The sequence below is a fragment of the Luteimonas notoginsengisoli genome (assembly GCF_042648885.1).
Lineage (GTDB): Bacteria > Pseudomonadota > Gammaproteobacteria > Xanthomonadales > Xanthomonadaceae > Luteimonas > Luteimonas notoginsengisoli.
Window position 1 is genome coordinate 831,093 of record NZ_JBHRYF010000001.1, and the last position, 14,749, is coordinate 845,841.

Here is a 14,749-nt window from a genome sequence, read left to right on the forward strand (position 1 = left end):
TCAAGACTGACGACATGCTCGACCAGATCCTCCAGCACCTCACCGCCCTGGTGTCCTTCGACACCCGCAACCCGCCGCGCCGGATCGGCGTGGGCGGCATCTTCGACTACCTGCGCGCGCAGCTGCCGGATTTCCGGGTCGAGGTCATCGACCACGGCGATGGCGCGGTGTCGCTGTTCGCGGTGCGCGGCACGCCCCAGGTGCTTTTCAACGTGCACCTGGACACCGTGCCGTCGTCGCCGGGCTGGAGCGCCGATCCGCTTGCGCTGCGCGTCACCCGCAGCCGCGCGATCGGCCTCGGCGCGTGCGACATCAAGGGAGCCGCTGCATGCCTCGTGGCGGCGGCCCGCGCCACGCGTGGCGACGCCGCGTTCCTGTTCGGCAGCGACGAGGAAGCCAACGATGCGCGCTGCGTCGAGGCCTTCCTCAGGCGCGCCCACGGCTTCACCAGCGTGGTCGTGGCCGAGCCGACCAGCGGCGAGGCCGTGCTTGCGCATCGCGGCATCAGTTCGGTGCTGCTGCGGTTCAAGGGGCAGGCCGGGCACGCGTCGGGCGCGGCGGCGATGGAATCCAATGCGCTGCACCAGGCGATGCGCTGGGGTGCGCGTGCGCTCGACTTCGTGCAGGGCGAATCGCATCGCCGCTTCGGCGGCCTGACCGGCCTGCGCTTCAACATCGGCCGCGTCGAGGGCGGGATCAAGGCCAACGTGATCGCGCCAGATGCCGAGGTGCGGTTCGGTTTCCGGCCGCTGCCGTCGCACGACATCGACGAACTGCACGCGCGCTTGGGCGCGCTGGCCGAGACCGGCACCCTGGAGCGCTACGAGGAAACCTTCCGCGGACCTTCCCTGCCGGCCGGCGATGTCGCCGGGGCGGAGGAACGCCGGCTGGTCGCGCGCGACCTCGCCGATGCGCTGGGCCTGCCGATCGGCAACGCGGTCGACTTCTGGACCGAAGCGTCGCTGTTCTCCGCGGCCGGCCTCGACGCCGTGGTCTGCGGCCCGGGCAACATCGCACAAGCGCACACCGCTGACGAATGGGTGTCGCTGTCTGAGCTTCAGGACCACGCCGAAGCGGTGCGGCGGATCATCGCCAACAACAGCAGAATCACCCCTTGATCCTGTAGGAGCGGCTTCAGCCGCGAGTTCTTTCCTTGCAGGTGCCGACAGACAAGAGCTCGCGGCTGAAGCCGCTCCTGCAAAAGCAACGCCAGCACGAAAACCCGGAACACCCATGCAATCCAACCGCCAGACCCGCCAGACCATCGTCCGCCTGCTTTCCGGCATGGGCAGCACGAAGGAGATCAGCCAGTACCTCAAGCGCTTCTCGCAGGTCGATGCGGCGCGCTTCGCCGTGGTCAAGGTCGGCGGCGCGGTCCTGCGCCACGAACTCGATGCGCTGGTGTCGTCTCTGGCCTTCCTGCAGCAGGTCGGGCTGACGCCGATCGTGGTCCACGGCGCCGGGCCGCAGTTGGACGAGGCGATGCGGGCGGCGGGCATCGAGAAGCGCGTCGTCGACAACCTGCGCTGCACCGACGCCGCGGTACTCGCGGTGGTGCGCCGCGTCCTGCGCCAGGAGAACCTGCGCCTGGTCGAGGCGCTGCAGGCCGAGGGCGTGCGCGCGACCTCGATCCAGTCCGGGGTGTTCGAAGCCGCCTTCCTGGACCGCGAAAAATACGGACTGGTCGGGCGCGTCGCCGCCGTGGACACCGACGGCATCCACGCCGCGATCAAGGTCGGCTCGATCCCGGTGATCGCTTCGCTGGGCGAAACCGCGGAAGGCCAGATCGTCAACATCAATGCCGACTGGGCCGCCAACGAACTGATCAAGACCCTGCAGCCCTACAAGATCGTCTTCCTCACCGGCACCGGCGGCCTGCTCGACGGCGAGGGCCGGGTGATCGACTCGATCAACCTCAGCACCGAGTACGACGAACTGCTGGCGCAGCCGTGGCTGCACTCGGGCATGCGGGTCAAGATCGAGCAGATCCACGACCTGCTGATGGCGCTGCCGCCTTCGTCGTCGGTATCGATCACCCGGCCCGAGGAACTGGCCAAGGAACTGTTCACGCACAAGGGCTCGGGCACGCTGGTGCGGCGAGGCGAGCGGGTGCTGCGCGCGACGCGCTGGGACGAACTCGACCTGCCACGCCTGCGCGAGCTGGTCGAATCCGCATTCGGCCGCCGCCTGGTCGACGACTACTTCGAACGCACGCCGCTGCTGCGCGCCTACGTCAGCGAGCACTACCGCACCGCCATCCTGCTCACCGAGGTCGATGGCGTGCCGTACCTGGACAAGTTCGCGGTGCTCGACGACGCGCAGGGCGAAGGCCTGGGGCGTGCGGTGTGGCAGGTGATGCGCGAGGAAACCCCGCGCCTGTTCTGGCGCTCGCGCCACCACAACGCGGTCAACATCTTCTACCACGCCGAGTCCGACGGCTGCTACAGGCAGGAAAGGTGGAAGGCGTTCTGGTACGGACTGGATGGTTTCGCCGCGATCGAACGCGCGGTCGCGCACTGCGCCGTGCGCGAACCGACCTTGCAGGATTGAACGATGGATGCGTCCGCACATTCCTGGAACATCCCGCCACGACTCGAAGGCCGCCACGTCGCGCTCGAGCCGCTCTCGCCTGCGCACGCCGATGGCCTGCGCGCCGCGCTCGGCGACGGCGAGCTTGCGCGCTGCTGGTATACCCATGTGCCGGCGCCGCAGGACGCGTCGAACTACATCGCGGCCGCGCTCGAAAAGCAGGCGCGCGGCGGTTCGTGGGCGTTTGCGGTCCTCGACGCCGGCCGGGCGGTGGTCGGCAGCACGCGCTTCTACGACATGGACGCCTCGGTGCCGCGGCTGCAGGTCGGCTACACGTTCTACGCACCCCGCGTTCAGCGCACCGGCGTCAACACCGAGGCCAAGCTGCTGCTGCTCGGGCACGCGTTCGAATCGATGGGTTGCATCTGTGTCGGTTTCGAGACCAGCTGGTTCAACCAGCGTTCGCGCGCCGCGATCGCGCGGCTTGGCGCGAAACAGGACGGGGTGCTGCGCAGCCACCGCCGCCACGCCGACGGCAGCGTGCGCGACACGGTGGCATTCTCGATCATCGCCTCCGAGTGGCTGGCGGTGAAACGCAACCTGCTCGACCGGCTCGAAAACGGAGGACCAGCCCATGGCTGAGAAGAAGACCGTTGGGATCGTCGGCGCGCGCGGCCACACCGGCGCGGAGCTGATCCGGCTGGTTGCCGGGCACCCGCGGTTCGAGCTGGCGTTCGTGTCCTCGCGCGAGCTCGATGGCCAGCCGGTGTCCGCGCAGGTCGCCGAGTACGAGGGCCCGCTGCGCTACGCCAACGTCCAACACGAGTCGCTCGGGGATTTCAACGTCGATGCTTGCGTGCTCGCGCTGCCCAACGGCAAGTCTGGCGCCTGCATCGAGGGGCTGGCCGGGCAGGGCGGCGATCCGGTGATCGTCGACCTGTCCGCCGACCACCGCTTCGACGACGACTGGTACTACGGCCTGCCCGAACTCACCCGCGACCGCTACGCCGGCCAGAAGCGCATCGCCAACCCCGGCTGTTACGCCAGCGCGATGCAGTTCGCGATCACGCCGGTGCGCGACCTGATCGAAGGACCGGTGCAGTGCTTTGGCGTGTCCGGCTACTCCGGCGCCGGCACCACGCCGTCCGATCGCAACGACGCCGACAAGCTGCGCGACAACCTGATGCCGTACGCGCTGGTCGACCACCTGCATGAGCGCGAGGTCAGCCGGCAGACAGGACTGGCTATCGAGTTCATGCCCCACGTCGCGCCGCATTTCCGCGGCCTGACGGTCACCGCGAACCTGCACCTGGGCGAACCGGCGACGATCGATGCAGTGCGAGCAAGGTACGCCGGCCGCTACGCCGACGAACCGCTGTTGCGCATCGACGACGAAGCACCGTGGGTCAGCCGCATCGCCGGTCGCCATGGCGCCGAGGTTGGCGGCTTCACGCTGTCGGAAGACGGACGCCGGCTGGTGGTCGTCTCCACGCTCGACAACCTGCTCAAGGGCGCCGCGACGCAGGCGATGCAGAACCTCAACCTGGCCTTCGGATTCCCGGAAACCGAAGGCATCCCGATCGACCCGCCCGGGACGCGCCGGAACTCGTAGAAGCGGCGGAAGCCGCGACGTGTTGTCGCCGTGCCGTTGTCGCGGCTTCCGCCGCTCCTACAATGCGGCGGGCAAGCATCGGAACAAGCCAAACCATTCTTGGAGCGCCACATGGCCGACCTGCTCTGGCAAAAACCCGGCGTCGCCGTCGACGCGCAGATCCAGGCTTTCCTGGCCGGCGACGACGTGATCCTCGATCGCGAGTTCTTCCTCCACGACATCGCCGCCAGCCGCGCGCACGCCGAAGGCCTGCAGCGCATCGGCATCCTGTCGGCCGACGAGCTGGCAGCCATCGCGCGCGAGCTCGACGTGCTTGCCGACGACTTCCGCAGCGGCGACTTCGTCCTCGACGAACGCCATGAGGACGGGCATTCGGCGATCGAGGCGCGCCTGGTCAAGCGCCTCGGCGACACTGGCAAGCGCATCCACACCGGCCGCAGCCGCAATGACCAGGTGCTCGTCGCCACGCGCCTGTGGCTGAAGGACAGGCTCGCCGCGCTGCATGCCATCACGCATGAAGCCGCCGCGGTCGCGCTGGATCGCGCCGAAGCCGAGGCGGCGCTGCCGATGCCCGGCTACACGCACCTGCAGCGCGCCGTCGTGTCCTCGGCCGGCATGTGGTGGGCCGGCTGGGCCGAGGCCTTCATCGACAATGCGCAGCGTGCCCGCGATACCGCGGCATGGATCGACGCCAACCCGCTCGGCACCGCGGCCGGCTACGGCGTCAACCTCGCCCTCGACCGCGACCACACCACCCAGGCGCTGGGCTTCGGCCGCATGCAGGTCGCCGCGACCTATGCCCAGCTTTCGCGCGGCAAGTTCGAACTTGCCGCGCTCGAGGCCCTGGGCAGCGCCATGCTCGACCTGCGCCGGATCGCCTGGGACCTGTCGCTGTTCACCAGTGCGGAATCCGGCTTCGTCGCGCTGCCGCCGGAATACGTCACCGGCAGTTCGATCATGCCCAACAAGCGCAACCCGGACGTGGTCGAACTGATGCGCGGGACCTACGCCAGCGTCGCTGCCGCGAAGTCCGAGATCGAACACCTGCTGTCGCTGCCATCGGGCTACCACCGCGACCTGCAGGTCACCAAGGGCGCGCTGTTCCACGGCTTCGGCAAGGGGCTGCAGGCGCTGGCGCTGTTGCCCGACCTGCTGCGGCGCATGCAGTGGAATCCGGACGCCATGCGCGCCGCGCTGGAACCGTCGATGTACGCCACCGACCTGGCCGTCGATCTCGCACGGCAGGGCATGCCGTTCCGCGACGCCTATCGCCACGCGGCCGATCCCGGACAATGGGAACATGGAGATCCGCAGGCCAGTCTCGACGCGCGCGTCTCGCCGGGTGCGGCGGGCGACATGCGCCTGGATGCGTTGCGCGCGAGGTTGGCGGCGTTGCGCTGACCCGCGTTAAAGTCGGCCTTCGTTGCCGAAGGATCCGACATGCGCATTGCGAACTTCCGCCTGTCCTGCTGGCTGCTGCCGGCCCTGTTGCTCGCGGCGCCCGCCGTGGCGCAGACCGCCCCGGATATGCCGGACATCCCGCCGCGGTTCGTCGCCCCTACAGGCAGTTACGACTACGAGAAGCGCGAAGTGATGATCCCGATGCGCGACGGGGTCGAGCTGTTCACCGTGATCGTGGTGCCCAGGGGCGCGAAGGACGCGCCGATCGTGCTGACCCGCACGCCGTACAACGCGGCCGGCCGCACCAGCCGCATGGCCTCGCCGCGGATGCTCGACATCCTGCCGCAGGACGACGAAGTGTTCGTCGATGGCGGCTACATCCGCGTCGTCCAGGACGTGCGCGGCAAGCACGGCTCCGGCGGCGACTACGTGACCGCGCGCCCGCTGCGCGGCCCGCTCAACGACAGCGACACCGACCACGCCACCGACGCCTGGGACACCATCGACTGGCTGGTCAAGAACGTCCCCGAATCCAACGGACGGGTCGGCATGGTCGGCTCTTCGTACGACGGTTTCACCGCGGCGATGGCGCTGTTCGATCCGCACCCGGCACTGAAGGTGGCCGCAGCGTACAGCCCGATGGTGGATGGCTGGATCGGCGACGACTGGTTCAGCTACGGTGCGTTCCGCCAGGCCATGTTTTCTTACTTCCTCGGGCAGATGACCAAACGCGGTCGCGGCGTGCCCATCGCGAGCACGGGCTACGACGACTACACGACGCTGCTGCGCGCCGGCTCGGCGTCGGCGTATGCGAAGTCGATCGGCCTGGACCAGGTGCCGTTCTGGCGCAAGCTCACCGAGCATCCGTCCTATGACGCCTTCTGGCGCGGGCAGGCCGTGGACAAGCTGCTGGCGAAGGTGCCGCTCAAAGTCCCGACCATGTGGCTGCAGGGCCTGTGGGACCAGGAGGACATGTACGGCGCCAACCACGCCTACGCGGCGATGGAAGGCAAGGACCGCGGCAACGACCGCAACTACCTGGTGATGGGGCCGTGGCGCCACAGCCAGGTCAAGGTCGACGGACGCTCGCTCGGTGCGCTGCAGTGGAACGGCGACACCGCGCTGCAGTTCCGCCGCGACATCCTCAGGCCGTTCTTCGACCAGTACCTGGTGCCCGGCGCGCCCAAGGCGGATACGCCGCCGGTCCTGGTCTACGACACCGGCGCCAACCGCTGGGATCGCCTTCAGGCGTGGCCGCAGAGTTGCGCGAAGGGCTGCGCGGCAACGTCGAAGCCGCTGTACCTGCGCGCCGGCGGCGCGCTCTCGTTCGAGGCGCCGGTGGCGGGGCAGGCCGGGTACGACGAATACGTCTCCGATCCGGCCAAGCCGGTGCCGTACCTGCCGCGCCCGGTGAGTTTCGACGACCGCGAGGGCTGGACGACCTGGCTGGTGCACGACCAGCGCTTCGTCGACGGCCGCCCGGACGTGCTGACCTGGGTGAGCGAGCCGCTGACCGAGCCGCTGCGCATCGCCGGCGAGCCGAAGGTCCATTTGCAGGCCTCCACGACGGGCAGCGACAGCGACTGGGTGGTCAAGCTGATCGACGTCTATCCCGAGACCGTGGCCTCCCGGCCGGAAATGGGGGGTTACCAGTTGCCGCTGGCGTTGACCATCTTCCGCGGCCGGTACCGCGACAGCCTCGAGACCGCCAAGGCGATCGAACCGGGCAAGGTGCTGGCGTACGAGTTCCCGCTGCCCAACGCCAACCACACCCTCCAGCCGGGGCACCGCCTGATGGTGCAGGTGCAGTCGACCCTGTTCCCGCTTTACGACCGCAACCCGCAGACCTTCGTGCCGAACATCTTCTTCGCCGAGCCCGGGGATTACCGCAAGGCGACCCAGCGAATCTGGCATTCGCCGGAGGCGGCGAGCTATATCGAACTGCCGGTACGCTGAGAACGCCGGATCGCCGAGGGCGCTTTCGCCGCATCTCCCGAGCCGTCGCCATTCCCGAGTTCGCGGGAGGGCAACGCGGAGGGCTGCCGTTTCGCAGGCACCGGAGTCGCGAGACATCTGCTGCAGGCGGAGCTACCAGCAATCCTCCAGCACGCGCGGCTTGCACGCCTGCCAGCCGCCGATGACCATCACCACCACGCTCGCCGCCAGCATTGCGAACGGCCACGTCCAGCCGTGCGTGGCCTCGTGCAGGACGCCGAAAAGCAGCGGTCCGAGGCAGGAGATCGCATAGCCCACGCCCTGCATGAAGCCCGACAGCGATGCCGAGCCCCCCGGCGTTCGCGTGCGCAGGTTGATCAGGGTGAGGGCGAGCGGGAAAGTGCTGGGGCCGAGTCCCACCAGCGGCACCCACAGCAGCGGCGCGGTCATGGGCGCCAGCAGCAGGCCGGCGAACCCGGCGAAGTGGGCAGCGGCGCAAGCCAGGACCAGCGGGAACGGATTGGCCACGCGCACCGCCAGCGCGGGGATCGCCAGCGCTCCCGTCAGGCCCAGCGCCGAATACAGCGCCACCATCGCGCCACCGAATGCCGGCGTGGCGCCGGCCCCGGTCAGGATCTTCGGCAGCCAGGTGAACATCGAGTACGTCGCCAGCGACGTCATCCCGAACATCAGCGCCATGCCCCAGCCCAGCGACGTGCGCCAGACCTTGCCGCGCGCGGCGGGCGCGGCCAGCTCCGGCGCTTCGTCGCCCGTGGCGACGGCGGCGTCATGGCAGCGGGCGAGACCCGACTCCTTGCGGCGTTCGATCCACAGCACCCCGATCCACGGCAGCGCGGCGGCGATCGCCACCAGCGCCCAGGCGCCCATCGAAACGCGCCAGCCCACGGCCGCGGCCACCGGCACCGCGGCCAGCGCCGGCAGGATCGTGCCCAGCTGCAGCACGGTGATGTACAGCGTGCTCAGCGCACCGAGGCGATCGGCGAAGTAGCGCTTGACCAGCGGCGGCAGCACCACGTTGCCGATGCCCATGCCCGCCAGCGCCACGATCGAGCCGAACAGCAACCCGCCAGTGCCGCCGGCGAGCGAGCGCAGCACCAGCCCCAGCGCAGCGAGCAGCATCGACAGCAGTGCAGCGCGCTCGAGACCGATGCGGTGGGCGATGGCGGGCGTGGCAACGCCGAAGACCGCGAACGCCGCGCTCGGCAGCATCCCCAGTACCCCGGCCATGGTCGCGCCGAAGCCGAACACGCCGCCCAGCTCGTCGAGCAGCGGCGTGATCGAGGTGACCGCGGTGCGCAGGTTCAGCGCCGACAACACGATGCCGGCCAGGACCAGCGCGCGGCCTTCCGCGAGGCCCGGCCGGGCGGAGGAGGGCGGTGCGGCCTGCGTGCTCATGCGGCGGGATCCAGAACGGCGCCGGGGCGGCCGGGGGCGGCCAGCGGGGCCGGAAACGAAAAAACCGGCGCGCGCCGGTTTTTGTCTAAAACATTGATTCAATTGGTCGGGGAGACAGGATTCGAACCTGCGACCTCTACGTCCCGAACGTAGCGCTCTACCAGACTGAGCTACACCCCGACTGGGTGAGCCGCGCATTGTAAAGAGCCCGATGGGGTCGCGGCAATAGTCCGGGGTTGCCGGCACCCGGCGGTCGCGTCCCGAGCGGGTCGCGTTTCGCCAGCGGCTAAACTGTGCGGCTCGCGCATACCCCCGGAGTTTCGCCTTGATCAAGCCCCGCACCCCGCCCGGGGTCATGGAGCTGCTGCCCCGTGACCAGATCGCGTTCCAGCGGATGCTGGACACGATTCGCCTGACGTTCGAGCGCTTCGGCTTCCTGCCTGTGGAAACGCCGGTGTTCGAGCTGTCGGACGTGCTGCTGACCAAGTCCGGCGGCGAGACCGAACGGCAGGTGTACTTCGTGCAGTCGACCGGGGCCCTCGAGAAGGGCGGCGACGGCCTGCCCGAACTGGCGCTGCGCTTCGACCTGACCGTGCCGCTGGCGCGCTACGTGGCCGAGCACGAACACGAGCTGGCGTTCCCGTTCCGCCGCTACCAGATGCAGCGCGTCTACCGCGGCGAGCGCGCGCAACGCGGCCGCTTCCGCGAGTTCTACCAGTGCGATATCGACGTGATCGGCAAGGATGCGCTGTCGCCGCGCTTTGATGCCGAGATCCCGGCGGTCATCGCAGCGGTGTTCGAAGCCCTGGACATCGGTGAATTCACCATCTGGCTCAACCACCGCAAGCTGCTGCGCGGCTTCTTCGAGGGGCAGGGCATCGACGGCGACCGTCAGCTGGCGGTGCTGCGCGAGCTCGACAAGCTCGACAAGCGCGGCGAGGACGCGGTGCGCGCCACGCTGGTCGGCGAGGGCTTCGAGCTGGCCGCCGACGTCGCCGACCGGCTGCTGGCGTTCTCGCGCGTGCGCTCGTCCGGCCACGACGACGCCCTGTCGAAGCTCGATGCGCTCGGCGCGGGCACGCCGCTGTTCGAGGAAGGGCGCGCGGAGCTGCGCGAGCTGCTTGGCCGGCTCCGGGCGATGGGCGTGCCCGAATCGCGCTACGCGATCAACCTGTCGATCGCGCGCGGCCTGGACTACTACACCGGCATGGTCTACGAGACCACGCTCGACGCGTACCCGCAGATCGGTTCGATCTGTTCCGGTGGCCGCTACGACAACCTGGCCAGCCACTACACCAAGTCGAAGCTGCCCGGCGTGGGCATCTCGATCGGCCTGACGCGGCTGTTCTTCCAGCTGCGCGACGCAGGCCTGGTCGCGGGCGCGGCCAGTTCGGTCGATGCGCTCGTGGCGCTGCTCGACGACGCCGGCCTCGACCACGCCCTGGCGCTCTCGCAGCGACTGCGCGAGGCGGGCTTGAACGTGGAGACCCAGCTCGAGCCGCGCAAGCTCGCCAGGCAGTTGCAGTACGCCGATCGCGCCGGGATCGGCTTCGTGGTGATCCGCGGCGAGGACGAGGCAGCGCGCGGCGCGGTCGCGGTGAAGGACCTGCGCCGCGGCGAGCAGTTCGAAGTGTCCGAGGCCGGGCTCGCACAGAGACTGCTGGACGAGCGCCAGAAACCATGATCTCCGGCAAACCTGCAGGAGCGGCGGAAGCCCCGAGCTTTAGCTCCCTCCCCTGCGAAGGCAGGGGAGGGATGGGGAGGGGTGTCTTCAGCAGCACCGCGAGCCGTGGACACCCCCTCCCAGCCTCCCCCTGCCTTCGCAGGGGGTGGGGCCACAGCAAAAGCTCGCGGCTTCCGCCGCTCCTACAAGAATTTCCGGTGCCGTTGCGGTAACGGCCACCCACAGGATCGAAACATGAAACCCATCCTCCTCGACGGCAAGTCGCTGACCCAGCGCCAGCTCGCCGAAATCGCCTACGGCGCCTCCGTGGCCCTGTCGGACGATGCGCTGCGCGATGTCGCGCGCGCGGCCGACTTCCTCGCCGACCAGGTGCGCCGCGAAGAGCCGATCTACGGCGTGTCCACCGGCTTCGGCAGCAACGCCGACAAGCTGCTCGGCGCGCATCCGCTGCGCGACGAACTGCCCGGCGCCAAGCCCAGCGGGCGTTCGCTGCACCAGGAGCTGCAGACCAACCTGATCGTCACCCACGCGGTGTGCGTGGGTGAACCGTTCGCGCCGGAAGTGGTGCGCGCGATGCTGTGCATCCGCATCAACACCCTGCTCAAGGGCCATTCCGGCATCCGCGTGCAGACGCTGCAGGCGCTGGCGGCGATGCTCAACGCCGGCGTGGTGCCGGTGGTGCCGCAGCTCGGTTCGGTGGGCGCGTCGGGCGACCTCGCCCCGCTGTCGCACCTGGCCATCGTCCTGCTCGGCGGCGGCGAGGCGTTCTTCGAAGGCCAGCGCATGCCGGGTGCGGACGCGCTGCAGCGCGCTGGCCTGCAGCCGGTGTCGCTGTCGTACAAGGAAGGCTTGGCGCTGAACAACGGCACCGCGCAGATGCTCGCCACCGGCGTGCTGGCGCTGCAGAAGATCGAGGACCTGCTCGATACCGCGGACCTCGCCGCGGCGATGACCATCGACGCGTTCGCCGGGCGCATGGGCGCCTTCGCCGAGGATGTGCACGCGCTGCGCCCGCATCCGGGCCAGGTTCGGGTGGCGGCCAACCTGCGTTCGCTGCTGGGCGGTTCCACGCTCGCTGACATTCCCTACCACCTGGTGCCGAAATTCCGCTCGTGGCTGCCGTCGAGCTGGGAATCCGACTCGCCGCTGCAGCCGAACTTCGACATCGGCTGGGAGTGGGTGCCGTTCTCGCAGCGTCACGGGCGCGAGAAGTTCTACCAGCGCTTCAAGCCGTTCCGCGGCGGCAAGAAGCACCAGCCGCAGGACAGCTATTCGCTGCGCTGCATCCCGCAGGTGCATGGCGCGGTGCGCGATGCGGTGGCGCACGCGCGGCGCGTGTTCGACATCGAGCTCAACGCGGTCACCGACAACCCGCTGGTGTTCCCGGAGAAGCAGGCCGAGCACGTCGAACAGCAGGTGATCTCCGCCGGCCATTTCCACGGCATGCCGCTGGCGCTGGCGATGAGCTACGTGAAAGCCGCGATCCCGGTGCTCGCCTCCATCTCCGAGCGCCGCATCAACAAGCTGGTCGACCCCGCCACCAGCGACGGCCTGCCGGCGTTCTTGATCGGCAACGAGGACGGCACCGAGTCGGGCTTCATGATCGTGCAGTACACCGCGGCCGCGATCGTCAACGACCTGGCCAGCCGCGCGATGCCGGCATCGGTGTATTCGATCCCGACCAGTGCCAACGCCGAGGACCACGTCTCGATGGGCGCCAACGAGGCGCGCCACGTGCTGGCGATGGCCGACGACCTGGGCAAGGTGCTGGCGCTGGAACTGTACACCGCCGCGCAGGCGCTCGACCTGCGGCGCGAGATGATCAGCGCCGCGCGCGACCTGGCCGGGCGTGCGGGCGCGCGGGCGCTGGCGGTGAAGGTGCAGGGTGCTCCGGCCGCGGATGCGCGCGACCACGCCGGCTTCCTCGACGAGGTCGAAGCGCTGCGCGCCGAACTGGCCTCCGGCGACGACTACCACCCCGGAGCCGCTGTTGCCGCCGCGCATGCCGCGCTGCGCGAGGTCATCGCCTTCCTCGATCGCGATCGCGCGCTCGACGGCGAGGTCGCCGCCGCCGTGCGCCTGGTGGCTGACGGCACGCTGCTCGCTGCCGCCCGCAGCGCCGGCGCGCCGTGAACCTCGCCCTGCACAACGGTTGGCTCGGCGCGCTGGAAGCCGGCGCGCTGGCACTGGTGATCGGCCTGCTGGCCTATCTGCTGTGCCACTTCCTCGCCCGCGGCCTGCGCTGGCCGGAAGGCCATGCGATCGGTTGGGCCGCGTTCGCCTCGGTGGCCATCGGCGCCGGGATCGACCTGTGGCACCTGTTCTCGCTGTTCTTCGTCAATCCCGGCTCCCCGGCACGCGTGCAGCTGGCCCTGGCCGGTATCCACGATCCAGGCGGGCTCGGAACGCGGGTGATGATGGAAATCTTCGGCGCGCTGGGCGGGGTCCTGCTGGCGTGGCTCTGGTTCGAATCGCGCAAGGCCGGCCAGGCTCCCCGGACGCGATAGCAAACCGTCGCGGCGCCCGTCGCCGGCGGAAGTCGCGGCCCCGGGTGCCAGCTTCTTTTTTGATGCGTGACGCGTAGACGCGGCGCGTCGGTGGGCCGTGCCGACGCTTGGGTACAAGCGCTGCTGGGTCTCGCGACGGCGATGTCCGGGAGGGACTGAAGCCCAGTCCGCCTTGCGGGGGAGGGCGTCTAACCTGTCCCGCATCGGCAGTTCGTGTCGCGAGCGCTTTTTTTTGGAAAGACATGCCGCCCGTTCGCCGCCCGGGCACGCTGCGCATGCACGGGCCTGATGAAATCCCGCCTGCTCCTGCCGGGAGGCGCGCTATCCTGATTGGCATCCAGGTAAGGCACGTTCCCGCACGCGAACTTCGCCCGCGCTTGACAATGTAATAGCACGCTATTACATTGGCGCAATGAAGCAGCGCCCACAGCCCGTTCCGGAACGCGACACCAACGCCTCGCTGCGCGCGCTGGCGCGGGCATTCGCGGGCATCGAGCGTCCGCAGGACGTCCTGGCGTTCCTCGAGGACCTGTGCACCCCCGCCGAGCTGGAAGCCATGGCCGACCGCTGGCGCGTCGTGCCGCTGCTGTTGCAGGACGTCCCGTATCGGGAGATCCACGAGCGCACCGGCGTCAGCGTCACCACCGTCGGCCGTGTCGCCCGTACCCTCGAACGCGGCGCGGGCGGCTATTCGGTTGCCGCGCGCCAGCAGTTCCCGCGCCTGACCGCATCCCATTGAGGCGCCCCGCCATGGACCCCATCGCACCCAGCGAGGCGCGCGATCGCCTGCGCATCGCCATCCAGAAGTCCGGCCGGCTCGGCCCGCCCGCCCGCGCGCTGCTGTCCTCCTGCGGGCTGGCCTGGCGCGAGCAAGCCGACCGCCTGTTCTGCCGCGGCGAGACGCTGCCGGTGGACCTGCTGCTGGTGCGCGACGACGACATCCCCGGACTGCTCGACAGCGGCGCCTGCGACTACGGCGTGGTCGGGCGCAACGTGCTGCTCGAGTACGCCGGCCGGCGCCCACAGGAGACCGGGTCGGCCGCGGCGGTCGAGCTGCGGGGCCTGGGATTCGGCGGATGCCGGCTGGACATCGCCGTGCCGGAGGACTGGGACTGGCAGGGTCCGGCGCAGCTGCAGGGCCGCCGGATCGCCACCACCTATCCGCGGCTGCTCGATCGCTGGCTGGTGGCCCAGGGCGTGCAGGCCGACGTGGTCACGCTGTCGGGCTCGGTCGAGATTGCGCCGCGGCTGGGGCAGGCCGATGCCGTCTGCGACCTGGTGTCGAGCGGCGCCACCCTGCGCGCGAACCAGCTGCGGCCCGTGGTGACGCTGCTGCAGAGCGAGGCGGTGCTCGCCGGTCCCGCCCGGCCTTTCGCCGACGCGCGTGGCGCACTGGCCACGATGCTGCTGCGGCGGCTGGACGGCGTGCTGAAGCTGCGCGACAGCCGGCTGCTGCTGTTCCAGGCACGACGCGACGCGGTGCCCGGTCTGATGCAGCTGTTGCCCGACGCCGAGCCGCCCACGGTCATGCAGGTCGATGGCGGCGACACGCTCGCGCTGCAGGCGCTGTGCCACGGCGCGATGACCTGGCAGCGGCTGGAGCAGCTGCGCTCGGCCGGCGCGCGCGGCCTGCTGGTGGTGCCGGTCGAGAGGACGCTGGCGTGA

At 69.7% G+C, this 14,749-nt stretch carries 12 protein-coding genes and 1 tRNA gene; 11 read left to right on the plus strand and 2 right to left on the minus strand.

The window, feature by feature from the left end; genetic code table 11:
• Nucleotides 1-14: 14 nt before the first annotated feature.
• The 6 genes from ACFOM9_RS03870 to ACFOM9_RS03895 all read left to right on the plus strand — a co-directional run bounded on the left by ACFOM9_RS03870 (nucleotide 15) and on the right by ACFOM9_RS03895 (nucleotide 7,498).
• A complete protein-coding gene (locus ACFOM9_RS03870) occupies nucleotides 15-1,118 on the plus strand; it encodes an acetylornithine deacetylase (RefSeq protein ID WP_386707308.1) in 1,104 nt (367 codons plus the stop codon).
• Between the two features lie 115 nt (nucleotides 1,119-1,233).
• On the plus strand, nucleotides 1,234-2,550 hold the full coding sequence (locus ACFOM9_RS03875; protein ID WP_386706342.1) for an acetylglutamate kinase: 1,317 nt from the start codon (nucleotides 1,234-1,236) through the stop codon (nucleotides 2,548-2,550).
• Nucleotides 2,551-2,553: 3 nt separating this feature from the next.
• On the plus strand, nucleotides 2,554-3,171 hold the full coding sequence (locus ACFOM9_RS03880) for a GNAT family N-acetyltransferase (protein ID WP_386706344.1): 618 nt from the start codon (nucleotides 2,554-2,556) through the stop codon (nucleotides 3,169-3,171).
• Nucleotides 3,164-4,141: an N-acetyl-gamma-glutamyl-phosphate reductase gene (gene argC, locus ACFOM9_RS03885; RefSeq protein WP_386706346.1), complete on the plus strand. Its 978-nt coding sequence runs from the start codon at nucleotides 3,164-3,166 to the stop codon at nucleotides 4,139-4,141. Before ACFOM9_RS03880 ends, argC begins: the two co-directional genes overlap by 8 nt.
• Before the next feature lie 111 nt (nucleotides 4,142-4,252).
• Nucleotides 4,253-5,542, plus strand: coding sequence for an argininosuccinate lyase (gene argH, locus ACFOM9_RS03890; RefSeq protein ID WP_386706348.1), 1,290 nt, complete (start codon nucleotides 4,253-4,255; stop codon nucleotides 5,540-5,542).
• 39 nt (nucleotides 5,543-5,581) lie between these two features.
• Nucleotides 5,582-7,498 (plus strand): CocE/NonD family hydrolase, encoded by a 1,917-nt coding sequence (locus ACFOM9_RS03895; protein WP_386706350.1) that lies wholly within the window; start codon nucleotides 5,582-5,584, stop codon nucleotides 7,496-7,498.
• Between the two features lie 132 nt (nucleotides 7,499-7,630).
• Here the strand turns inward: ACFOM9_RS03895 and ACFOM9_RS03900 are convergent, their stop codons facing one another.
• Both ACFOM9_RS03900 and ACFOM9_RS03905 read right to left on the minus strand, forming a co-directional pair.
• The gene (locus ACFOM9_RS03900; RefSeq protein ID WP_386706352.1) at nucleotides 7,631-8,893 is read right to left on the minus strand and encodes an MFS transporter; all 1,263 of its coding nucleotides are present in this window, start codon (nucleotides 8,891-8,893) and stop codon (nucleotides 7,631-7,633) included.
• 103 nt (nucleotides 8,894-8,996) lie between these two features.
• Nucleotides 8,997-9,073 (minus strand) — tRNA-Pro (locus ACFOM9_RS03905).
• Nucleotides 9,074-9,218: 145 nt separating this feature from the next.
• Between ACFOM9_RS03905 and hisS the strand changes: the two genes are divergently transcribed.
• From hisS to hisG, 5 genes are all read left to right on the plus strand, one after another.
• Nucleotides 9,219-10,577 (plus strand): histidine--tRNA ligase, encoded by a 1,359-nt coding sequence (gene hisS / locus ACFOM9_RS03910; RefSeq protein ID WP_386706354.1) that lies wholly within the window; start codon nucleotides 9,219-9,221, stop codon nucleotides 10,575-10,577.
• Between the two features lie 234 nt (nucleotides 10,578-10,811).
• A complete protein-coding gene (locus ACFOM9_RS03915; RefSeq protein ID WP_386706356.1) occupies nucleotides 10,812-12,710 on the plus strand; it encodes an HAL/PAL/TAL family ammonia-lyase in 1,899 nt (632 codons plus the stop codon).
• The gene (locus tag ACFOM9_RS03920; protein WP_386706358.1) at nucleotides 12,707-13,084 is read left to right on the plus strand and encodes a hypothetical protein; all 378 of its coding nucleotides are present in this window, start codon (nucleotides 12,707-12,709) and stop codon (nucleotides 13,082-13,084) included. The genes ACFOM9_RS03915 and ACFOM9_RS03920 overlap by 4 nt, the downstream gene beginning before the upstream one ends.
• Before the next feature lie 412 nt (nucleotides 13,085-13,496).
• On the plus strand, nucleotides 13,497-13,823 hold the full coding sequence (locus ACFOM9_RS03925; RefSeq protein WP_386706360.1) for a YerC/YecD family TrpR-related protein: 327 nt from the start codon (nucleotides 13,497-13,499) through the stop codon (nucleotides 13,821-13,823).
• An 11-nt stretch (nucleotides 13,824-13,834) separates the two neighbouring features.
• Nucleotides 13,835-14,749, plus strand: a complete 915-nt coding sequence (gene hisG / locus ACFOM9_RS03930) for an ATP phosphoribosyltransferase (RefSeq protein ID WP_386706362.1) — start codon at nucleotides 13,835-13,837, stop codon at nucleotides 14,747-14,749.